Source organism: Rhodopseudomonas sp. BAL398, from assembly GCF_033001325.1.
Lineage (GTDB): Bacteria > Pseudomonadota > Alphaproteobacteria > Rhizobiales > Xanthobacteraceae > JARJEH01.
In genome coordinates this window covers 14,620-34,726 of record NZ_CP133111.1, presented here as the reverse complement: position 1 = coordinate 34,726, position 20,107 = coordinate 14,620, and the positions used below count along the sequence as shown (strand labels likewise).

Below are 20,107 nucleotides of genomic sequence, written 5' to 3'. Positions count from 1 at the left end.
TGTTGAATCAGCCATAGCTCAGGCTCTTTTAATCATCCCCGCATGGGGATCGTCCGTTTGTCCCCGCTGGAATCGGGGATCGGATGGCAGCCTCACATCACAATTCGGAAGGGATCGCACGCGGCGCACGGATGCTGCGCACCGCGCTCGGTCCGGCCATCGCGACGTTCCTGGAAGATCCCGGCGTCGTCGAGGTGATGCTGAACCCTGACGGGCGGTTGTGGATCGACCGTCTCTCCGAGGGTCTATCCGATACGGGCGAGCGCTTGGCACCGGAAGACGGCGAACGCATCATCCGTCTCGTCGCCCACCACGTCGGCGCCGAGGTTCATACCGGAAGCCCGCGCGTCTCGGCGGAGCTGCCAGGAACGGGGGAGCGGTTCGAGGGGCTTCTGCCGCCGGTCGTTGCTGCGCCAGCTTTCGCGATCCGCAAGCCGGCCGTGGCTGTTTTCTCCCTCGACGACTATGTCGCCGCCGGCATCATGACGGCCGAGCAGGCCTCGGCCCTGCGGGCTGGCGTCGCCGCGCGGGCAAACATCCTCGTCGCCGGCGGCACCTCGACCGGCAAGACCACGCTCACCAATGCGCTGCTGGCCGAGGTCGCGAAGACAGCCGACCGCGTCGTCATCATCGAGGATACGCGCGAACTGCAATGCGCCGCGCCGAACCTCGTCGCCATGCGGACGAAGGACGGCGTTGCCTCGCTCTCCGACCTCGTCCGCTCGTCCCTTCGCCTGCGGCCCGACCGCATCCCCATCGGCGAGGTTCGCGGCAGCGAGGCCCTCGATCTCCTCAAGGCCTGGGGCACCGGCCATCCGGGCGGCGTCGGCACGATCCACGCGGGATCGGGACTCGGCGCGCTGCGCCGGCTCGAGCAACTCATCCAGGAAGCCGTCGTCACCGTCCCCCGCGCATTGATCGCGGAGACCATCGATCTCGTCGCCGTGCTGTCGGGACGCGGCTCCGCGCGCCGGCTCGCAGAGCTCGCCCGCGTCGAGGGCCTCTCGCCCGACGGCGATTATCGCGTCGTTCGAGCGATCGAGACTCCGGACGCACCTCTTCCCACAGCAACCACGAAGGAAAGCTCCCATGAACCAGATCCTGCATAACGTCCGCCAGAGACTGACGACCGCCGCGTCGGCCGTGGTCATCGCCGTTATGATGACGCCTGCCGCGCACGCCTCCGGCTCCTCCATGCCCTGGGAGGCGCCGCTCCAGTCGATCCTCGAATCCATCGAGGGGCCGGTCGCCAAGATCATCGCCGTCATCATCATTATCATCACCGGCCTGACGCTTGCCTTCGGCGACACCTCCGGCGGGTTCCGGCGCCTGATCCAGATTGTCTTCGGCCTCTCGATTGCCTTCGCGGCGAGCTCCTTCTTCCTGTCCTTCTTCTCCTTCGGCGGCGGGGCGCTGATCTGATGGCAGCCGACGAAGGGCACAGCGGGGAACTGCTCGGCTTCTCAGTTCCCGTTCACCGTGCGCTGACCGAGCCAATCCTGCTGGGCGGTGCGCCGCGCGCCATCGCCATCATGAACGGCACGCTGGCCGGTGCGGTCGGTCTCGGTCTGCGGCTCTGGCTGGTCGGCATTGCAATCTGGGCGATCGGACACATTGCGGCGGTCTGGGCCGCCAAGCGCGATCCGCTCTTCGTCGAGGTCGGCCGCCGCCATCTGCGCATTCCCGCGCATCTGACGGTCTGAAGGGGAAGGCGCAGCGATGATGAACCTAGCCGAGTACCGCAACCGCAACACCCGGCTTGCCGATTATCTGCCCTGGGTGGCGCTAGCTGGCAGCGGTATTGTCCTCAACAAAGACGGGAGTTTCCAGCGCACCGCACGGTTCCGCGGCCCGGATCTCGATTCGGCGGTGCCGGCGGAACTGATCGCCGTGGCGGGGCGGCTCAACAACGCGTTCCGCCGTCTCGGCTCCGGCTGGGCGATCTTCGTCGAAGCGCAGCGCCACCCCTCGAACGTCTATCCCGACAGCCGCTTTCCCGATGCGGCCTCCGCGCTGGTCGACGCCGAGCGCAAGGCGAGCTTCGAGGAAGCGGGTGCGCATTTCGAGTCGAGCTATTTCCTCACCTTTACCTACCTGCCACCGGCCGAGGACGCCGCACGCGCCGAGAGCTGGCTTTATGAAGGCCGTGAGACCAAGGGCATCGATCCGCATGAGGTCCTGACCGGCTTCGCCGACCGCACCGACCGCGTGCTCCGCCTCGTCGACGCCTTCATGCCCGAATGCCGCTGGCTCGATGACGCCGAGACCCTAACCTATTTGCACGGCTGCGTCTCGACCAAACGCCATCGTGTCCGCGTCCCCGAGACGCCCATATACCTGGACGCGCTGCTCGCGGACCAGCCGCTCGCCGGCGGGCTGGAGCCCCGTCTCGGTGACGAGCATCTGCGCGTGTTGACGATCACCGGATTTCCGACGGCGACCACGCCCGGCCTGCTCGACGAGCTCAACCGGCTCGCCTTTCCCTATCGCTGGTCGACCCGCGCCATCCTGATGGACAAGACGGATGCGACGAAGCTCCTGACCCGCATCCGCCGGCAATGGTTCGCCAAGCGCAAGTCGATTGCCGCGATCCTCAAGGAGGTGATGACCAACGAGGCTTCGGTCCTGGTCGACACCGACGCGTCGAACAAGGCGGCCGATGCCGATCTCGCCCTGCAGGAGCTCGGCGCGGACTATGCCGGTGTCGCCTATGTCACCGCGACGATGACGGTGTGGGACGCCGACCCGCGCGTTGCCGACGAGAAGCTGCGTCTGGTCGAGAAGGTCATCCAGGGCCGCGACTTCACCGCGATGCCCGAGACCATCAACGCCGTCGATGCGTGGCTCGGCTCGCTGCCCGGACATGTCTACGCCAATGTCCGCCAGCCGCCGATCTCCACGCTCAATCTCGCCCACATGATCCCCCTCAGTGCCGTGTGGGCGGGGCCGGAACGGGATGAGCACCTTGCAGCGCCCCCACTGCTGTTCGGCAAGACCGAGGGCTCGACCCCGTTCCGGTTTTCCCTTCATGTTGGCGATGTCGGGCATACGCTCGTCGTCGGCCCGACAGGCGCGGGCAAGTCCGTGCTGCTGGCGCTCATGGCGCTTCAGTTCCGCCGCTATGCCGGTTCCCAGGTCTTCGCCTTCGACTTCGGAGGCTCGATCCGCGCCGCCGCGCTCGCCATGGGCGGTGACTGGCATGATCTGGGCGGTGGCCTGACCGAAGGCGATGACCAGAGTGTCTCGCTGCAGCCGCTCTCGCGCCTCGAAGAGACGGCGGAGCGGGCTTGGGCGGCCGACTGGCTAGTGGCGATCCTGATGCGCGAAGGCGTCGAGATCACGCCCGAGGTGAAGGAGCATCTCTGGACGGCGCTGACTTCGCTCGCATCCGCGCCTGCTGGGGAACGGACGATCACAGGCCTGGCCGTGCTGCTCCAGTCCAATGACCTGAAGCAGGCGCTCAGGCCCTATTGCGTCGGCGGCGCCTACGGTCGGTTGCTCGATGCCGAGTCCGAGCATCTCGGTGAAGCGACCGTGCAGGCCTTCGAGACCGAGGGTCTGATCGGCACCGGCGCGGCGCCAGCGGTGCTGGCCTATCTCTTCCACCGCATCGAGGACCGGCTCGATGGTTCGCCTACCCTCATCATCATCGACGAGGGCTGGCTGGCGCTCGACGACGAGGGTTTCGCCGGCCAGCTCCGCGAGTGGCTGAAGACGCTCCGGAAGAAGAACGCTTCAGTCGTCTTTGCCACGCAAAGCCTCAGCGATATCGACGGTTCGGCCATCGCGCCGGCCATCATCGAGAGCTGCCAGACACGGTTGCTCCTCCCGAACGAACGCGCGATCGAGCCGCAGATCACCGCGATCTATCGACGCTTCGGCCTCAATGACCGCCAGATCGAGATCCTCGCGCGGGCCACGCCCAAGCGCGACTATTACTGCCAGTCGCGGCGCGGCAACCGGCTCTTCGAACTGGGCCTCAGCGAAGTGGCGCTCGCGCTCTGCGCCACCTCCGCCAAGACCGATCAGACCGCAATAGCGCGCATCCTTGCCGAACATGGCCGCACGGATTTCCTCGCCGCCTGGCTGCGGGAGCGCGGCGTCGACTGGGCGGCCGATCTCATTCCCGATCTCAGCAATCTCACCCCCCAGCCCAAGAAGGAGACTGATCATGAAGACACGTAACTCCCGTTCGCGCGCGGCCCGCTTTGCAGCCGCGCTCATCGGCGCGCCAATCGCGACCCTGCCGATGGTGTTGGCGCCACCGGCCTCGGCGGCATGGATCGTCTACGATCCGACAAACTATGCACAGAACGTGCTGCAGGCAGCCCGCGCCCTCGAGCAGATCAACAACCAGATCACATCGCTTCAAAACGAAGCGCAGATGCTGATCAACCAGGCGCGCAACCTGACGAGCCTCCCTTACTCCTCGTTGCAGCAATTGCAGCAGGCGGTCGGGCGCACGCAGTCCCTGCTTCAGCAAGCACAGAACATTGCCTTCGACGTCCAGCAGATCGACCAGGCCTTCCAGCAGAAATACGCCAATATCGACATGAGCGCGTCGGAACAGCAGCTCGTCGCCGATGCCCGCTCACGCTGGGAAAACAATGTCGGCGGCCTGCAGGATGCCATGCGCGTCCAGGCTGGCGTCGTCGGCAATATCGAGACTAACCGCGCCCAGATGGAAGCGCTGGTCGACCAGAGCCAGGGCGCGACCGGCGCGCTTCAGGCGACCCAGGCCGGCAACCAGCTTCTTGCATTGCAGGCGCAACAACTCGCCGATCTGACGGCCGTCATCGCCGCCAATGGCCGCGCCCAGGCGCTGACCGACGCCGAGCGCGCGGCCGCGGCCGAACAGGGGCGCGTGCAGCGCGAGCGCTTCCTGACACCCGGCAGCGGCTATCAGCCCGGCAACGCGCAGATGTTCAACACCGGCAACAACTGACCTGGGCCGATGGCCGGAAAGGAGGGAGCGATGGAGGGGAAGACGCTGGCGCGGATCGGAGCAATCGTCTTCGTCGCCTTCGCCATGACAGCGACGGTGATCGAGTTGACGCGCGATGAGGAGCCTGCACGACCGGCGCCCGCGCCAGCCTTTGCGCCCTCCGTCGATCCGTTGCGCGCGGAACAGCGCCGCTGCCAGCAACTTGGCGAAGCCGCCGTTCGCGACACCGAGTGTCTCGCGGTCTGGGCCGAGACCCGCGACCGTTTCCTCGGCCGTGCACCGTCCGGCGCCGCATCCAGAGACGAGGAATAGCGATCCATGGGCGGCACCGGCGTCATCGACAATTTTTTGGGGGTCTTCACCAGCTATATCGACAGCGGATTCGGCCTGCTCGGCGGTGAGGTAGCCTTCATCGCGACAACGCTGATCGTCATCGACGTGACGCTCGCCGCCCTCTTCTGGTCCTGGGGCGCCGACGACGACATCATCGCGCGGCTCGTCAAGAAAACCCTCTTCGTCGGCGTTTTCGCCTACATCATCGGCAACTGGAACAATCTCGCCCGTATCGTCTTCGAGAGCTTCGCCGGCCTCGGCCTGATGGCGTCCGGCACCGGCTTCACCGCCGCCGATCTGATGCGTCCGGGCCGTGTCGCCCAGACCGGGCTCGATGCGGCGCGACCCCTGCTCGAATCCATTTCCGACCTGATGGGCTGGGTCGCCTTCTTCGAGAACTTCATCCAGATCGCCTGCCTGCTCTTTGCCTGGGCGCTGGTCCTGCTCGCCTTCTTCATCCTCTCCATCCAGCTTTTCATCACCCTGATCGAGTTCAAGCTTACGACGCTCGCCGGGTTCGTCCTCATCCCCTTCGGCCTCTTCGGCAAGACCGCCTTCATGGCCGAACGAGTGCTCGGCAACGTGATCTCGTCGGGCATCAAGGTGCTGGTTCTCGCCGTCATCATCGGCATCGGCTCGACCCTGTTCTCGCAGTTCACCGCCGGTTTCGGGGGCGTCACGCCGACGATCGACGAGGCCATGACCGTCGTGCTCGCGGCGCTGTCGCTGCTCGGCCTCGGCATCTTCGGACCGGGTATCGCCAACGGCATCGTCTCGGGCGGGCCGCAGCTTGGCGCCGGCGCTGCCGTCGGAACCGGTCTTGCCGTGGGCGGCGCTGCCTTGGCGGGCGTGGGCGCCGCCGGTCTCGCCGCGAGAGGCGGCGGCATGGCGCTTTCGGGTACGGCGGCCGCCGCACGCGGCGGTGCCGCTGCGGCAGGTGGAGCGGCAACCGCATACAGCCTTGGATCGGCCGGCCAGTCCGGCGCGGCTGGCATTGCTTCCGGTCTTGGCGCGGTGGCGAGCACAGGCGCGAGGGCCGCCACATCACCGTTGCGGAGTGCCGCGTCCAGAGCGTCCGGCAGCATGCGACAGAGTTTCCAGTCGGGCGCTCGATCGGCATTCGAGACGAGCGGCGGGACACTGGGCGATACCGCCAGCACTGCGGGTTCCGCCGCAGCTCCAGCCACACCAACTGACGGCGCGCCTGACTGGGCGAAGCGCATGAAGCGTTCGCAGCGCCTCTCTCATGGCGTCCAGGCCGCCGCGCATGCCGTGCGCTCCGGCGACAGCCATGGCGGCGCCAGTTCTGTCAATCTCTCTGAGGGGAATCGCTCATGAGCTTCTTCAAACGATCTACCACCCATTACGGCAAATCCCCCGAACCGGAGACGCCGTACCAGCGTGCGGCCCAGGTCTGGGACGAGCGCATCGGCTCGGCGCGCGTGCAGGCCCGCAACTGGCGTCTGATGGCGTTCGGCTGCCTGATCCTGTCCGGCGGCTTCGCAAGCGCCCTGGTCTGGCAAGCCACGACCGGCACCGTCGTACCGTGGGTCGTCGAGGTCGACAATCTCGGCGAGGCGCACGCGGTCGGCCCTGCGGAAGCCGGCTTCGAGCCGAGCGATCCGCAGATCGCATTCCATTTGGCGCGCTTCATCGAACAAGTGCGCGCGATCCCCTCCGACGCGATCATCGTCCGCCAGAACTGGCTGCGCGCGTACGAGTTCACCACCGATCGCGGCGCACTGGCGCTCAACGATTATGCCCGAGCCAACGACCCGTTCACACGGGTCGGGCGTCAGCAGATCGCCGTCGAAGTCTCGAGCGTCATTCGCGCCTCGCCGAATTCCTTCCGCGTGGCCTGGACCGAACGGCATTACGAGAACGGCCAGCTCTCCAAGACAGAGAGATGGACGGCGATCCTGACCATCGTCATCCAGCCGCCGCGCGACGCCGAGAGGCTGCGCGCCAACCCGCTCGGCATCTACGTCAACGCCATCAACTGGTCGCGGGAGATGGGCCAATGAGCACGATTGTCCGCAATCCCGCGCTCCTGATTTTCCGTAAAGCCGCATTGCCGTTTGTGCTGATTTCCGCATCGGCGCTCGCCGGATGCGCAACGTATCGGCCGCCGGAGATCGGCTACGATGACAGCGTGCCGCCGCAGCCCACGGTCGAGCGACCCCCGGTCGATGAACGGCCGAGACCGCTCCACACGCCGCCGGCCTGGACGGTCGCGCGAGGTGGACAGGCATCTTCCACACCGACGGGACAAGTCGAGAATGCCAATGTGGCCGCCCGAGTCGAGCCTCGCCGGGAAGGCTACTACAATTCGATCCAGATCTATCCCTGGAGCGAGGGAGCGCTGTATCAGGTCTATGCCGCACCGGGCCAGATCACCAACATCGCGCTCGAACCGGGCGAAGCGTTGACCGGCGCCGGGCCGATCGCCGCCGGCGATACCGCCCGCTGGATCATCGGCGATACCGAGAGCGGCTCGGGAACATCGCGCCGCGTTCATATCCTCGTCAAGCCGACGCGACCGGACATCGTAACCAACCTGGTCATCACCACAGACCGGCGCACCTATATGCTCGAGCTGCGATCCCGCGACGATCCCTACATGCCTGCCGTCGCCTGGGCCTATCCGCAGCCCCCGGCCACGCAGAGTGCAACGCCGACAACACCGAGGATCCCCGCCGCGTCGGCCCGCCACTACCGCTACGGCCTGCAGGGCGACAGCCCGCCCTGGCGGCCCGTCTCGGTCTTCGACGACGGGCGACGGGTCTACATCGTCTTCCCAGCAGGGATCGTGCAGGGCGAGATGCCGCCGCTCTTCGTCCTCGGTTCGGATGGCGAGCCGGAGATCGTCAACAGCCGCATCTACCGAAACATCCTGATCGTGGATCGCATCTTCGCGGCGGCCGAGTTGCGGCTTGGCAGCGGCGACCGCCAGCTGACCGTCAGGATCGTGCGTACTGACGGGAGGCCCGGATCATGAGCGACATCCACAACACCAAGGAGGACGATGTGCCGCTCGAAGCACCGTCCGCCGACATCGCCGAACCAATGCGCCTCCGGGGAACCCCGCCGCGTGTCACGCGGCTCTCGCGCCGGGTCCTCGCCGGCCTTGGTCTGGTCGGAGCGCTCGGTGTCGGCGGCGCCCTGATCTATGCGCTCCAGACGCCCGACAATGGAGCTGGCAGCAACGAACTTTATTCGACAGAGAACCGCAATACCGCCGATGGATTGAACGACCTGCCCACCGACTACGCCGGTCCCGTGCTTGGTCCCCCACTTCCCGGCGATCTCGGCCGCCCGATCCTCGATGCGCAAGAGCGGGGACAGCCCGTTCCGCCGCCGACGATCAATGCACCGGCCGCCGATCCGGAGGAACAGCGCCGCCTGGCCGAGGAAGAAGCCGCGCGCACCAGCCGGGTCTTCTTCCAGACCGCACCAGGCGCCACCCGGGAAACCTCGGGACAAAACCTTGCTGGGCTCAATCTCGGCAACCAACCGGGCGCCGCACAGAACAACGATCTCGCCTTCCTCAACGCCCCGGTTGACCGGCGCACCATGGCGCTCGACCGCGTCATTCCGCCGGCGTCTCCCTTCATCCTGCAGGCAGGGTCCGTCATACCGGCCGCTCTGATTACTGGCATCCGCTCGGATCTTCCCGGTCAGATCACGGCGCAGGTGACCCAGCACATCTATGACAGTCCGACCGGCAGCATGGTGCTGATCCCGCAGGGCACGCGCATCATCGGCGAATACAGCAATGACGTCGGCTTCGGGGACCGCCGCGTGCTGCTCGTCTGGAACCGACTAATCTTTCCCAACGGCCGCTCGATAGTGCTCGAACGCCAGCCCGGTACCGATCCGCAAGGCTATGCGGGACTCGAGGATGGGGTCGATTATCACTGGTGGGATCTGGCTAAGGCCGCCGGCCTTTCGACGCTACTGGCTGTCGGGGCTGAACTCACCATGGATAATGACGAACGCCTTATCCAGGCGATCCGCAACGGTGCCCAGGACACGATCAACGACGCAGGCCAGCAGATCGTCCAGCGCCAGTTGCAGGTCGCACCGACACTGACGATCCGACCGGGCTTCCCCGTGCGCGTCATCGTTACCCGCGATCTCGTCCTCGAACCCTATGGAGGCTGAGTCATGACCACCAAACTGAAGCTCTCATCCGTTCCAGATGACAAACCCGTCAAGCTGACTGTGGAGCTTGCACCGGACGTGCATCGTGATTTGCTCGACTATGCCGCCGTGATGGCGCGCGAGACCGGACAGGCGACGCCCGAACCAGCGAAGCTTATTGCGCCTATGCTGCAACGGTTCATGGCAACGGATCGTGCCTTTGCCCGCTTGCGGAAAATCCAGATTCGATCGTCGTGAGCCCAAGTGCTTCCTCAGACCAATCGGAAGAGCCACGACGAACGCGTCCGGCTAGCGTGTGCGCAACGCTGATAAAGCGCCGTAGCGCGGGATTGTCGTTATGGCGGGACCAGACGGCACTGAACGGAACAATGTCGGCAGGATCTGTTAACGGACGCAGTACGAGATGGGGGAGCTTCACATCCACCCAAGCCGCAGACACCAATGTGATGCCCTGTCGAAGGGCAACCAGATTCATCAGAGTCTCCTGCACCACCGCTTTAAACATAACTTCCGGATAGGTGCTGTAGTCGGCAGCCCGACGGATGATATAGTCATGCACCTCGGGTCCGGGTGCACGCCGAGTTACTATAAAGCGCTCGCTTCGCAAGTCAGACCAGTCGAGCTGCCGTCTGTCAGCCAGTTCATGTCCCTCAGCAAGTGCGACGTGTACACGCTCTTTCCAAAGCGGAGAGATTTCACAATCAGCAAGACCGCCTTCGCCGGATAGAAACGCCACATCCAAATCTCGCCTCCTGATCGCATAGACATGCTCGTCACGACCTCCATCCCGGATATCGACCTCGATTTCAGGATGCCGCGCGGCATAGCGACAAACAAGTTCCCGTAGAAACCCTCCGGCGAGCGAGGTGAGAATTCCCACACGCAGCACCCCGATCTCTCCGCGGCCAGCGGCAGTCGCTGCCTTGCGCGCAAGCTCGAGCTGTTCCAGCGCCGGTCGCACATCCCTAAGCAGGCGATGTCCAGCATCAGTCAGCTGTGCACCTGAGACACGACGTTCGAACAACGATACGCCCAGCGCATCTTCAAGCTGCCGAACTGCGCGGCTGACGCTGGACTGTTGCATATGCAGGACGTTTGCAGCCCTGCGGAAACTCCCATTCTCGGCGGTTGCGACAAAGTGACGAAGATTTCTCAAGTCAATAGCCATTCGCCGCTCTCGCTTTTACTCTAGATATTCCAGTAAAGGTGGCGCACTCCGGTTCATTCCCAGTTCGTCGCGTGGCGACGATGGAAGGACGGTTCGCTGCGATGTTCGCCAGCAAGTTGCCCTGGGTCTGGCCTTGGCCGCACGGTTGATCAAACAGGTCGAACTTAGAGACGCTGAATGTGCTGCCGTCCTTACAGTCGAGAGACCAAAGCGTTGCCCGGCAATTGGCCGCGGTACCCCACATCCGAAACGAATGCTTCGCACCTGGCTGAGCCTGTCGTCAGCGAAATATGCACTGCGGGCGTCGGCGATAGCTTCGTCGCGGTCTTGGCGCTTGGCTTGGCCAAGGAAGTGTCACAGAAGATGCATTGACCTCCGAGATGGCTGCCCGTGATGTTGCCGTCTTGTCGGCTAAGGCGGATCTGCTTCAGGGAATGAGATTGAACGGCCGTATGATGGAATGCGTAGCCAGATGTGCGCGATTGGATCAGAATCCCCACAGGCTGACAGACCAAGATTCGGAAATCTCTTCGCCTACTCCATGAGCTCCATTCCCAGACGGAGAACTTGATCTCGATCAAGCACGATGCCGCCTTCGCAGTATAAGCTTATGGCATGATGGATGATCTGCGCGAAATACGATGAAACACGACATTCAAGAGATAGGAAGGATTGCGCCCAGAGTTTGGGCGTTGTTCTTCATACTCTTACTGATCGTAGCCGGTTTGAGTTCGCACACTGTCCAATCCCATCCTTCGACCGCCCAGACAGAGACCGCTGTAACAAGCGAAATGCTCAACATGTCTGATCTGCTCAGTGATGCAACGCTTAGCGTTTCATCTACGGCAGTCCACTGTCACTCGGCGGCTTCCTGCGCTTTCTTACCGGTGGGCTCTTACACTGTCTTCCATACGGCAAGATCCGGTAAATGGATTCCTAGGCCGCCTCTGTACCACCGATCCACGATTAGCGATCGTCAATTCCGCCCGCCCCGCCTCCCTGCGTACGTCTGATCGACGCGTATGAGGGCTGCGATGCTCTCCGCGCGTCAACACCTATTGACCTTCTTTTGCGCATGGAGCCACCTAAAATGACAGCCCTTTCACGTCCGGATTCCGCCCCCCGCCAAAGCGTCGCTCCCGACGTTGCTACTGTTCAGCGTTTGAATGAGCGCCGCTTCGAGTTCATGCGCTTCTTGCGACGGCGTCTGAGCCATCAAGAGGATGCCCAAGACGCCTTCCAGGACTTTTGCCTAAAGGTGGTGCGTGCCGCGGAAAAGCCTCAGACCACCGCCAAGATCGACGCTTGGCTCAGCCGAGTCTTACGGAATACGCTAACCGATTATTATCGGCGCCGGGCGACACGCCAACGGACCGAGGCGGCTTACGAAGCCGAGACTCATAGTCAAGCGGCACCACCGGAGATGATGCAGTTTCAAAATCCTTGTAGCTGCATCCGGAACCTCGTTCCGACACTCCGGCCAGACTATGCAGAGATTATTCGCCGGGCCGATCTCGACTCGGAATCTCGCGATCGCATCGCACTCGATCTGGGTCTCACTACCAACAATATCGGTGTCCGCCTGCATCGTGCGCGCCGGGTTCTGAAAGAGAGAATCGAGCAGTGCTGTGGCGCGTGCTGTGTAGGCGGGTTCGGGGACTGCGATTGCGCTCCAGAACCGCACGGGAGCCGTCGGAGCAGATGAAATGCGTCAGCGTGTAATGTCGCCTTGGCTGAAGCGTCTCATTGATTGAGATCTGGTGCTGGACGTATCAATCCAACGATATGGCCAGCGCCGTGTTACCGAGCCACGGAGCTTCGCCCATGAGCAAGAAAAACATCCGGAGCGCATCGCCGAATGTGCCGCCGGCTACTGGCCAGCGAAATGCAGACAGCGACTACCGAAGTGTCCTCCACGGCCTTCAGGTCGAACTCGTAAAGCTTCAGAAGCACTTCATCCGTTGCAACGACAAGATTCTCGTTTTGATCGAAGGTCGTGACAGCGCAGGGAAAGATGGTGTGATCAAGCGCATTGTCCGCCATCTGAGTCCACGTGAGACCCGTGTCGTCGCTTTGGGCAAACCGTCTGACCGTGAGCGTGGCGGATGGTATTTTGAGCGTTACGTCCCGCATCTGCCAGCCCAACAGGAATTCGTACTCTTCAATAGAAGCTGGTACAATCGCGCTGGAGTTGAGCGCGTAATGGGATTTTGCACCGAAGAAGAATATGAAGAGTTTATGCAGACAGTGCTCGAGTTCGAGCATATGCTTGTCAAATCCGGCATCAAGCTTTTCAAATATTATCTCGACATTAGCAGGCCCGAACAGAAGCGGCGACTGAAAGACCGCCGCGATGATCCGCTTAAGCAGTGGAAAATCAGTCCCATCGACTCCAAGGCTATCGAGAACTGGGCTGCTTACAGCCAAGCTCGGAACGAGATGTTCGCGCGCACTCATAACCCGATCACACCTTGGACCATCGTGCGCGCGGATGATAAGCACTTGGCACGCACCAATCTCATCAAAGATCTGTTGGTGCGCCTACACTACGACGACAAAGATAATTCGGCGCTTCTCGTCAACCCAGACATTGTCCTCCAATACCATGACGCCTATGCGCAGAGCGGTGTACTCGCGCCATGAAAGATTGTCGAAAAACGCGTTCACCGCTGCTGCAAAAAACTGGACAAACCATCAAGCCGGCGGGCGCAACTGAATATCCAGGGCCACAGGCTAGTTGTCCTCTGCAGCGAAGCGCCGATCATTATGGAATCATGACTCCTGCAGATGATATCGTCAGGCAGCTTCTCGGCGGACGGCAAGAACAACCGAGTCATCAGGGATGACCGCCCTAACGATCGCGCAGATCATTTTGGTCATGCTACTATGGGCTGCCTGCTTTCCGCTCATCACTGCCGGCCTGGACCTCGCTCCGCATCTAACCTTCGCCGCAATGCGGGCGCTACTAGCGGGCCTTACCCTGACATTGCTCGCGCTGGCACTGCACCGGCCGCTGCCGAAGCGATTGGCGCACTGGGTGATGGTCGCCGTCGTAGGATTTGGAGCGACAAGCCTCGGCTTCCTTGGGATGTTTCATGCCGCTGAGTTCGTCTCGCCCGGCATCGCCACGGTGATCGCTAACACCCAGCCAATGCTAGCTGCAATTCTGGCAAGTCTGATCCTTCATGAGCGGCTCACAATAAACGGAAAAATCGGGCTTCTGTTGGGCTTTATTGGCATTCTCATCATTGCCGCGCCTCAGGTCGTTGCCACAGGTCAGCAGACCTATATTCTCGGCGTTGCCTACATCATCCTTGCCGCGCTGGGCGTCACCATAAGCAACGTCGTGATAAAGCGCATCGTCGGCCAGGTCGATCCCCTGATGGCCATGGGATTGCAGATGTTGATTGGCAGCATCCCCCTCATTCTTATCGCCTCTGGAACGGAGGAGCCGACAGCGGTCACATGGTCGCTTACCTTCGTTGGCATCCTGCTCGCCCTCAGCCTCCTCGGAACTGCGCTCGTCTACTGGCTATGGTTCTCGGTGCTTGAGAAAACGCCGCTCAACGGGGCCAATGCCTTTAGCTTCTTGATCCCGATTTTTGGGCTTACGATCGGTGCACTATTTTTTGACGAAACTGTGGGGTGGACGCAGCTGGCGGGCATTATCCTCGTGATCCTCGCGGTCGGACTCGTCTCCCGTCACGGCACGAGATCGGCGAGGGGCGTGGCTGACTAGCGGCTCTGACCCCGACCAAAAATATCTTAAGCCCGGTCACACCCACCCGATTTTTGCTCTTCAATCGATCAAGAAGCAGGCTTTTAGGAGCGACCGGGACCTCAACGGCTCAGCTTGACCGCTTCTTCTCTCGGCCACTCCCTCCAGAACTGGATTCCGCAGCACTGGACACTGTCTGGACGGACGCCGACTGTCCACCATCCGTCGCACTTTCCGCCTCTATCTCCGCCTGTGCGCAGAACCAATGGTCGAGGTGTTTGCCTTCGGGCCGGTCCTCCCGCTCCCAGATTGCATATGCGCGCTCCTGGATTTTCGTGTTCATATCGTCACTCATGATGTGTCTCCTTTTTTGAGCGGTTGGCAAGTTTGCTGTCTATCGGCCAAACGAGCTGAGGGGCAGCGTGCTAACGACAAGAGACGCTCAAAGTGAGCCCGCCTTACACGTCACGATCCGAAAATTGGATAGGAAGTGTTGCCGCCTGCGGCGAATCTCGGCGTTTGTATTGCCCCCAGTTCGTGTAAGGACTCAGTCGCCTATGCGTCTTATCTGGGTAGCTAAAAGATTAGAGGTGGAAGATGACTTGCGATGATCCGGACGACCGCTCGGAGACCGATGATGACGGTGACGCAGCTGCGAAGGAAGCGGATGCTGCCGTGCGCCGTGCACTTGTGGAGAGTCGTCGGCAGATTCTGGGCTTTTTGCAACGGCGGCTCGGCAATTCCGAAGCCGCAGAGGATGTCCTGCAGGCATTCATGCTGAAGGCAATTGAGCGATCGAGCCAATTGCGTGATGTCCGCACGGTCCGTGGCTGGCTGAGCCGGATCCTCGCCACGACGGTCATTGACCATCAGCGTCGCTCCGCCAGACGACGACAGCGGGAGGCCGTAACGAACCCGACTGATCTTGAAGAATTCAAGATCGAGCCTGATGAAGAACTCGACGAAGCGGTGTGCAATTGCCTTTACAAGCTCTTGCCCACGCTCAAACCGGAATACGCCGAGGTGATCTGGCGAGTCGACCTGCTGGGAGAGCCCAGGGAACGGGTGGCGGCAAGCCTCGGAATTTCGCTGAACAACATCACGGTCAGGCTCCATCGCGGCCGCCAAGCGCTGAAAAAGCGGCTTGAGGAGATGTGCCTGACCTGTCCGATCCACGGCTTCCTCGACTGTCACTGCGAAGAGGCGGAACGCACGCGTCGCCGCCGCGAAGAGCTCGCGCGCGCATCCGGACTGTAATGTTGTCCTTCCTGCTTCGTCTGTAGCTCAGGATGGTGGCTCCATTCAGGTTGAATGGCTCTCGCTCCACCCCGACACATATGAAGGACAACGGCAATGAACACGGAATCGAAAACTACCACCTCCGGTTCGGCTGACCGGACCGAACCATCCTGCTGCGGACAGGGAGGTCATCCTCCGGTCAAATCAGAGGCGCCCTCAGTCCGGCCCGAACAGTCTTCCAGACAACAGCGGCCGGAAGACGCGCGCGGGTCATCTAAGGGCTGCTGCTGCGGCAACTGACCAAAAGCTTCGTCGGACAGGACAGGTGTCGCGCATCGCGGCGCCTGTCGACCCGCAACTCATGTCCATCCCACATCGAATGGCGCGCCCGAGGAGTCTGGCCTTGACTAAAGTAACATTGGAGGTCAGCGACCTTTTCGAAGAGCTTGATCATCTCGCGGTCGAGAAGCAACTGAGCACTGAGACAGGTGTCCGCCGGGCCTCGGCAAACCCCGCTTCCGGCAGCGTGACCGTTGACTTTGATGAGTCAGTCACGAACGTCGAGAGCTTGAAGCGCAAGTTGAATTCCTGCGGTTTTCGCTGCCGTGGGAGCGTGCATCCGCGGCATGTTTGCGAACCGGCAGCATCGGGCCCTACGGCGGTGCTGCCCTCGCAAACGAGCCACGCGGGCCACCGAGGGGTGTCTGCGGCTCACGACGAGATGGCGCACGAGATGGGCCATAGTGCCGGCATGGACATGTCCGCCATGGTTCGGGACATGCGCAATCGTTTCTGGATCGCGTTGGTCTTCACGATACCGATCTTCATTTATTCCCCTATGGGTGGCATGTTTACGCCGCCAGCGCCGCCTTTCGGTCTCGACCTCGACCTGTGGCTGTTCTTTCTCGGCAGCATCGCGATCGTCTATCCAAGTTGGCCCTTCTTTACCGCCGCTTGGCGAGCCCTGCGCAATGGCGTGCTCAACATGGCAGTGCTCGTCGTGCTGTCGGTGGGCACCGGCTATGTTTTTAGCGTCGGCTCGACTTTCTTCTTCCCCGGCGTGCAGTTCTACGAGGCGGTCGCAGTACTGCTCGTCTTCATCCTGCTCGGGCATTGGCTTGAGATGCGTGCCCGGGCGGGCGCCTCCGCGGCAATCCGGGCGCTACTTGATCTCGCACCGCCAATGGCGACGGTCCTGCGCGAAGGCACCGAGGTCGAAGTGCCCACTTCGGAGGTACAAGCCGGCGAGACTGTGATCATCCGGCCGGGAAACAAAATCCCTGTCGATGGGGAGGTCATCGAGGGAGAGTCGCTGGTGGATGAGTCCATGCTGACCGGCGAGTCGATGCCGGTGAACAAGGGCCAGGGCGACCAAGTGATCGGCGCCACTATCAACAAGAGCGGCAGTTTCCGCTACCGCGCCACCAAAGTTGGGGCCGACACGGCGCTGGCACAGATCGTCAAGCTGGTGCAAGAGGCACAAAACTCCAAGGCGCCGGCCCAGCTCCTCGCTGACCGCGCCTCCCAATGGCTGGTGCTGATCGCCATCCTTATCGGGCTTGCTACTTTTGGCGTCTGGTTCTGGTGGGTCGGCGAGCCGCTACTATTCGCATTGACCTTGACGATCACGGTCTTCGTCATCGCCTGTCCGGACGCTCTGGGGCTAGCGACGCCGATGGCGGTCATGGTTGGAACCGGGCTCGGTGCAACCCACGGGATTCTCTTCAAGAACGCCGGCGCGCTTGAAGAGGCGACCAAGCTCGATACGATTGTCTTCGACAAAACCGGTACATTGACGATGGGCGAACCGCGTGTGGTCGAGGTCATCGCCGCGAAGAATAGCAGCGAAGCGGAAGCGTTGCGCGCCGCTGCGGCCGTCGATCGCGGCTCGGACCACCCCTTGGCGCTTGCGATCGTGAAGCGGGCTGAAGATCTCGACGTGCCGGAAGCGCGCAACTTCCTCAATCTCGAAGGGAGAGGAGCGGAAGCTGAAATCGATGGACGGAAAGTCCTGCTGGGCAACCGTCGATTGATGGACGAGGAGAACGTTGCGCTCGACTCGCTCGGCGCACAAGCAGAACGGCTGAAGGCCGAAGGGCGCACGGTGGTGCATATAGCTCAGGACGGACGGATGCTCGGGATCATTGCGATTGCCGACGCGCCGCGCCCCAGCGCGAAAGCGACCGTCGCCAAATTGCGGGAGCGCGGCGTGTCAGTCGCAATGTTGACCGGCGACAACGAAGGCACGGCGAAACGGATCGCCTCGGAACTTGGCATCGACATCGTTCTCGCTGATGTCCTGCCGGGACAGAAAGCCGAAAAGATCAAGGAGCTGCAAGCGGAAGGCAAGCGTGTCGGCATGGTCGGCGACGGCGTGAATGACGCTCCGGCGCTGACCCAAGCCAACGTCGGTTTCGCCATTGGCGCGGGCACTGATGTGGCGATGGAGAGCGCAGACGTGGTGCTCATGAGGAGCGATCCCTACGACATCGTAGGTGCGATTGAATTGTCGCGCGCAACGCTCCGCAAGATGCATCAGAACCTGTTGTGGGCGGTCGCCTATAACGTGATCGCCTTCCCGGCCGCCGCCGGCGTCTTCTATCCCCTTGTGATCAGCCCAGAGGTGGCGGCGCTGGCAATGTCGGGTAGCTCGGCGCTGGTCGCAGTCAATGCGCTGCTGCTCAAGCGAACGCGCCTGGATGGGGTGACCAGTAGTCGCCGTGACGTGGCCGCGGACTCACGCTCGGCCGATGTGCTCGGATGAGCTGTGGGGGTGGGCGACCAGAGATAACCCGTGAAGCATCACCGGACCCCGCAGCGCCGCTGCGGACAGCGCAGGAGAAACGAATGGACCATGAAAAGAATAGCCGCAGCTTCTTCGCCTCTCGGGCAAATGTAGTTCTGCTGGTCTTCCTCGGAGTGGGTGGTTTCTATCTTGTCTCCGAACACCGGGCGCATCTTATCGGTGCAGTCCCGTTGCTGCTTGCTTTTGGCCTCTGCCTCGGCATGCATTTTTTCATGCATGGCGGGCACGGAAAGCACAAATCTGTCCGCGACGAAGAGGATGCGCAACCGGGTGGCGGCAAAAAGCCCGGCGGGCATGGACACTGAATTCGCGGAACGGACACAGTTATGATGACTGAAAGCGCCCCCTCCTACGGCCTTTGGTTCCTGGTGGTTCTGAACTCGGCAATATTCATTCTCTTCGCTTTCAGCTTCTTCAAGCCGAAAACGCGCCGCGACTGGCGCTCGTTCGGTGCATTCAGCGCGTTTCTGGTTGCGCTGTTCACGGAGATGTACGGGTTCCCCCTTACTATATACCTGCTCTCAGGGTGGCTTCAGAGCAATTATCCAGGCGTGGACTGGCTGTCGCACGATGCTGGGCATCTGCTCGAGATGCTATTTGGATGGGAGGCGAACCCGCATTTCGGGCCGTTCCACTTGCTGAGCTTCGCCTTCATCGGGGGCGGCTTCGTGCTGATCTCTGCCGCTTGGAAGGTGCTTTATGAAGCCCAACAACGATCCACACTCGCGACGGCGGGCGCCTACGGCTATGTGCGCCACCCTCAATACCTAGGCTTCATTCTCGTCATGTTCGGATTTCTGCTGCAATGGCCGACGCTACTCACGCTCGCGATGTTCCCGGTTCTCGTCATCATGTACATCCGGCTCGCCAAGGGTGAGGAACGCGCCGCGCTGACCGAATTCGGTGACACATATCGTCGTTACATGACCGAAGTCCCCGGTTTTATTCCGAGGTTTGATAGAGTTGTCGCGCGCAGGCCATGGTGAGGAAACGTGGTTTCGTCCAGGGTTCGGTGCCTCGCCGGGAGGAGGCGGCGCTGCAGCATTTCGGGTCCGGCGTCATTGCGACAGATCGCTACACCTCCGGCATGGCGCCGCTTTGGGAAATCCGGCTCGCGTGGATTATGCGGGCCCTCATTCTGGCGACTGGCACCTTTCACCTTCTGCAGAGCGAGGTCCTTTACGGGCTTCTCTGCTTCAGCGCACTGGCACTCATCCTCGCACCTTCTCTCGTCGCGCACTCCACCAGGCTGACCATTCCGGTAGAGATAGAGCTATTCGTTCTGTGGTGGTTGGTCACCGACATGACGCTTGGCCGCTTCCTGGATCTCTACGGCACACTGCCGTTCTACGACAAAGCTATCCACTTCGGAAACTCCGGACTGCTGGCGATCATTTCGTTCTTAGCAATCTATGCGCTGAAAATGACTTGCCGCATAAGAACCGGCTTCGTCCTGAACCTGACCGGGATCTTCCTGTTGACCCTCGGCGCGGGCGCGCTTTGGGAGATCGTCGAATTCGGGATCGACGCGGTCCTGAACTCCGGCATGCAGGGATCGCCGGTTTTGGCTCCCCTCGAAGACACGATGTGGGACCTTATCGTGGACGGGATGGGCGGCCTTTTCGGCGGCCTCTTGGGCGCCCTCTACATGCGAGGATCGAGGCGCAGCTTGTCGCGCTGGAAATGCTTTGCCGCACGGGTCGGCTCCGCATGAAGACGAAGAGCCCAAGTGCC

The 20,107-nt window shown here is 62.1% G+C and carries 21 protein-coding genes; 19 read left to right on the top strand and 2 right to left on the bottom strand.

What is annotated here, in order from left to right; genetic code table 11:
• The first annotated feature begins 83 nt into the window (after nucleotides 1–83).
• The 11 genes from trbB to RBJ75_RS00110 are packed head-to-tail and all read left to right on the top strand — an operon-like array spanning nucleotide 84 to nucleotide 9,679.
• Nucleotides 84–1,109: a P-type conjugative transfer ATPase TrbB gene (gene trbB / locus RBJ75_RS00160; RefSeq protein WP_044409243.1), complete on the top strand. Its 1,026-nt coding sequence runs from the start codon at nucleotides 84–86 to the stop codon at nucleotides 1,107–1,109.
• Entirely contained in the window at nucleotides 1,090–1,422 is a 333-nt protein-coding gene (locus RBJ75_RS00155; RefSeq protein WP_044409240.1) for a TrbC/VirB2 family protein, read from the top strand. The genes trbB and RBJ75_RS00155 overlap by 20 nt, the downstream gene beginning before the upstream one ends.
• Complete coding sequence (locus RBJ75_RS00150; RefSeq protein ID WP_044409237.1) at nucleotides 1,422–1,703, top strand: VirB3 family type IV secretion system protein; 282 nt, start codon at nucleotides 1,422–1,424, stop codon at nucleotides 1,701–1,703. The genes RBJ75_RS00155 and RBJ75_RS00150 overlap by 1 nt, the downstream gene beginning before the upstream one ends.
• A gap of 16 nt (nucleotides 1,704–1,719) precedes the next feature.
• The gene (gene trbE / locus RBJ75_RS00145; protein ID WP_230721412.1) at nucleotides 1,720–4,185 is read left to right on the top strand and encodes a conjugal transfer protein TrbE; all 2,466 of its coding nucleotides are present in this window, start codon (nucleotides 1,720–1,722) and stop codon (nucleotides 4,183–4,185) included.
• On the top strand, nucleotides 4,172–4,945 hold the full coding sequence (gene trbJ / locus RBJ75_RS00140) for a P-type conjugative transfer protein TrbJ (protein ID WP_044404314.1): 774 nt from the start codon (nucleotides 4,172–4,174) through the stop codon (nucleotides 4,943–4,945). The genes trbE and trbJ overlap by 14 nt, the downstream gene beginning before the upstream one ends.
• A gap of 30 nt (nucleotides 4,946–4,975) precedes the next feature.
• Entirely contained in the window at nucleotides 4,976–5,257 is a 282-nt protein-coding gene (trbK-alt, locus tag RBJ75_RS00135; protein ID WP_044404338.1) for a putative entry exclusion protein TrbK-alt, read from the top strand.
• Between the two features lie 6 nt (nucleotides 5,258–5,263).
• On the top strand, nucleotides 5,264–6,616 hold the full coding sequence (gene trbL, locus RBJ75_RS00130; RefSeq protein ID WP_044404311.1) for a P-type conjugative transfer protein TrbL: 1,353 nt from the start codon (nucleotides 5,264–5,266) through the stop codon (nucleotides 6,614–6,616).
• On the top strand, nucleotides 6,613–7,302 hold the full coding sequence (trbF, locus tag RBJ75_RS00125) for a conjugal transfer protein TrbF (protein ID WP_044404308.1): 690 nt from the start codon (nucleotides 6,613–6,615) through the stop codon (nucleotides 7,300–7,302). Before trbL ends, trbF begins: the two co-directional genes overlap by 4 nt.
• The gene (gene trbG, locus RBJ75_RS00120; RefSeq protein WP_044404305.1) at nucleotides 7,299–8,276 is read left to right on the top strand and encodes a P-type conjugative transfer protein TrbG; all 978 of its coding nucleotides are present in this window, start codon (nucleotides 7,299–7,301) and stop codon (nucleotides 8,274–8,276) included. Before trbF ends, trbG begins: the two co-directional genes overlap by 4 nt.
• On the top strand, nucleotides 8,273–9,442 hold the full coding sequence (locus RBJ75_RS00115; RefSeq protein ID WP_044404302.1) for a TrbI/VirB10 family protein: 1,170 nt from the start codon (nucleotides 8,273–8,275) through the stop codon (nucleotides 9,440–9,442). The genes trbG and RBJ75_RS00115 overlap by 4 nt, the downstream gene beginning before the upstream one ends.
• Before the next feature lie 3 nt (nucleotides 9,443–9,445).
• Nucleotides 9,446–9,679: a DUF2274 domain-containing protein gene (locus RBJ75_RS00110; RefSeq protein ID WP_044404299.1), complete on the top strand. Its 234-nt coding sequence runs from the start codon at nucleotides 9,446–9,448 to the stop codon at nucleotides 9,677–9,679.
• On the opposite strand, the gene RBJ75_RS00105 is transcribed toward RBJ75_RS00110, so the two are convergent.
• Entirely contained in the window at nucleotides 9,621–10,610 is a 990-nt protein-coding gene (locus RBJ75_RS00105; protein WP_080900805.1) for a LysR family transcriptional regulator, read from the bottom strand. The two genes, RBJ75_RS00110 and RBJ75_RS00105, sit on opposite strands and share 59 nt — an antisense overlap.
• A 1,075-nt stretch (nucleotides 10,611–11,685) precedes the next feature.
• On the opposite strand from RBJ75_RS00105, the gene RBJ75_RS29445 reads away from it, so the two are divergent.
• From RBJ75_RS29445 to RBJ75_RS00095, 3 genes are all read left to right on the top strand, one after another.
• Nucleotides 11,686–12,315: a sigma-70 family RNA polymerase sigma factor gene (locus RBJ75_RS29445; protein WP_080900804.1), complete on the top strand. Its 630-nt coding sequence runs from the start codon at nucleotides 11,686–11,688 to the stop codon at nucleotides 12,313–12,315.
• Between the two features lie 119 nt (nucleotides 12,316–12,434).
• Nucleotides 12,435–13,253 (top strand): polyphosphate kinase 2, encoded by an 819-nt coding sequence (gene ppk2, locus RBJ75_RS00100; RefSeq protein ID WP_044404335.1) that lies wholly within the window; start codon nucleotides 12,435–12,437, stop codon nucleotides 13,251–13,253.
• Nucleotides 13,254–13,452: 199 nt separating this feature from the next.
• Nucleotides 13,453–14,349 (top strand): DMT family transporter, encoded by an 897-nt coding sequence (locus RBJ75_RS00095; RefSeq protein WP_044404290.1) that lies wholly within the window; start codon nucleotides 13,453–13,455, stop codon nucleotides 14,347–14,349.
• Nucleotides 14,350–14,458: 109 nt separating this feature from the next.
• On the opposite strand, the gene RBJ75_RS00090 is transcribed toward RBJ75_RS00095, so the two are convergent.
• On the bottom strand, nucleotides 14,459–14,683 hold the full coding sequence (locus tag RBJ75_RS00090) for a DUF2934 domain-containing protein (RefSeq protein ID WP_080900803.1): 225 nt from the start codon (nucleotides 14,681–14,683) through the stop codon (nucleotides 14,459–14,461).
• Between the two features lie 242 nt (nucleotides 14,684–14,925).
• Between RBJ75_RS00090 and RBJ75_RS00085 the strand changes: the two genes are divergently transcribed.
• The 5 genes from RBJ75_RS00085 to RBJ75_RS00065 all read left to right on the top strand — a co-directional run bounded on the left by RBJ75_RS00085 (nucleotide 14,926) and on the right by RBJ75_RS00065 (nucleotide 20,087).
• Entirely contained in the window at nucleotides 14,926–15,585 is a 660-nt protein-coding gene (locus RBJ75_RS00085) for an RNA polymerase sigma factor (protein WP_044404287.1), read from the top strand.
• A gap of 385 nt (nucleotides 15,586–15,970) precedes the next feature.
• Nucleotides 15,971–18,331 carry a heavy metal translocating P-type ATPase gene (locus RBJ75_RS00080; protein ID WP_152647556.1) on the top strand — a complete coding sequence of 787 codons (2,361 nt, stop codon included), beginning with the start codon at nucleotides 15,971–15,973 and terminating at the stop codon, nucleotides 18,329–18,331.
• Nucleotides 18,332–18,414: 83 nt separating this feature from the next.
• Entirely contained in the window at nucleotides 18,415–18,678 is a 264-nt protein-coding gene (locus RBJ75_RS00075; RefSeq protein WP_080900802.1) for a DUF2933 domain-containing protein, read from the top strand.
• 21 nt (nucleotides 18,679–18,699) lie between these two features.
• Nucleotides 18,700–19,359, top strand: a complete 660-nt coding sequence (locus RBJ75_RS00070) for a methyltransferase family protein (RefSeq protein ID WP_152647555.1) — start codon at nucleotides 18,700–18,702, stop codon at nucleotides 19,357–19,359.
• Nucleotides 19,353–20,087, top strand: coding sequence for a hypothetical protein (locus tag RBJ75_RS00065; protein ID WP_052628764.1), 735 nt, complete (start codon nucleotides 19,353–19,355; stop codon nucleotides 20,085–20,087). Before RBJ75_RS00070 ends, RBJ75_RS00065 begins: the two co-directional genes overlap by 7 nt.
• The last annotated feature ends 20 nt before the right edge of the window (nucleotides 20,088–20,107 follow it).

Excerpts from the sequence above, each read along its gene's own strand:
- trbB (WP_044409243.1), top strand. The coding sequence starts at position 84 with ATGGCAGCCTCACATCACAATTCGGAAGGGATCGCACGCGGCGCACGG.
- RBJ75_RS00155 (WP_044409240.1), top strand. The coding sequence starts at position 1,090 with ATGAACCAGATCCTGCATAACGTCCGCCAGAGACTGACGACCGCCGCG.
- RBJ75_RS00150 (WP_044409237.1), top strand. The coding sequence starts at position 1,422 with ATGGCAGCCGACGAAGGGCACAGCGGGGAACTGCTCGGCTTCTCAGTT.
- trbE (WP_230721412.1), top strand. The coding sequence starts at position 1,720 with ATGATGAACCTAGCCGAGTACCGCAACCGCAACACCCGGCTTGCCGAT.
- trbJ (WP_044404314.1), top strand. The coding sequence starts at position 4,172 with ATGAAGACACGTAACTCCCGTTCGCGCGCGGCCCGCTTTGCAGCCGCG.
- trbK-alt (WP_044404338.1), top strand. The coding sequence starts at position 4,976 with ATGGAGGGGAAGACGCTGGCGCGGATCGGAGCAATCGTCTTCGTCGCC.
- trbL (WP_044404311.1), top strand. The coding sequence starts at position 5,264 with ATGGGCGGCACCGGCGTCATCGACAATTTTTTGGGGGTCTTCACCAGC.
- trbF (WP_044404308.1), top strand. The coding sequence starts at position 6,613 with ATGAGCTTCTTCAAACGATCTACCACCCATTACGGCAAATCCCCCGAA.
- trbG (WP_044404305.1), top strand. The coding sequence starts at position 7,299 with ATGAGCACGATTGTCCGCAATCCCGCGCTCCTGATTTTCCGTAAAGCC.
- RBJ75_RS00115 (WP_044404302.1), top strand. The coding sequence starts at position 8,273 with ATGAGCGACATCCACAACACCAAGGAGGACGATGTGCCGCTCGAAGCA.
- RBJ75_RS00110 (WP_044404299.1), top strand. The coding sequence starts at position 9,446 with ATGACCACCAAACTGAAGCTCTCATCCGTTCCAGATGACAAACCCGTC.
- RBJ75_RS00105 (WP_080900805.1), bottom strand. The coding sequence starts at position 10,610 with ATGGCTATTGACTTGAGAAATCTTCGTCACTTTGTCGCAACCGCCGAG.
- RBJ75_RS29445 (WP_080900804.1), top strand. The coding sequence starts at position 11,686 with ATGGAGCCACCTAAAATGACAGCCCTTTCACGTCCGGATTCCGCCCCC.
- ppk2 (WP_044404335.1), top strand. The coding sequence starts at position 12,435 with ATGAGCAAGAAAAACATCCGGAGCGCATCGCCGAATGTGCCGCCGGCT.
- RBJ75_RS00095 (WP_044404290.1), top strand. The coding sequence starts at position 13,453 with ATGACCGCCCTAACGATCGCGCAGATCATTTTGGTCATGCTACTATGG.
- RBJ75_RS00090 (WP_080900803.1), bottom strand. The coding sequence starts at position 14,683 with ATGAGTGACGATATGAACACGAAAATCCAGGAGCGCGCATATGCAATC.
- RBJ75_RS00085 (WP_044404287.1), top strand. The coding sequence starts at position 14,926 with ATGACTTGCGATGATCCGGACGACCGCTCGGAGACCGATGATGACGGT.
- RBJ75_RS00075 (WP_080900802.1), top strand. The coding sequence starts at position 18,415 with ATGGACCATGAAAAGAATAGCCGCAGCTTCTTCGCCTCTCGGGCAAAT.
- RBJ75_RS00070 (WP_152647555.1), top strand. The coding sequence starts at position 18,700 with ATGATGACTGAAAGCGCCCCCTCCTACGGCCTTTGGTTCCTGGTGGTT.
- RBJ75_RS00065 (WP_052628764.1), top strand. The coding sequence starts at position 19,353 with ATGGTGAGGAAACGTGGTTTCGTCCAGGGTTCGGTGCCTCGCCGGGAG.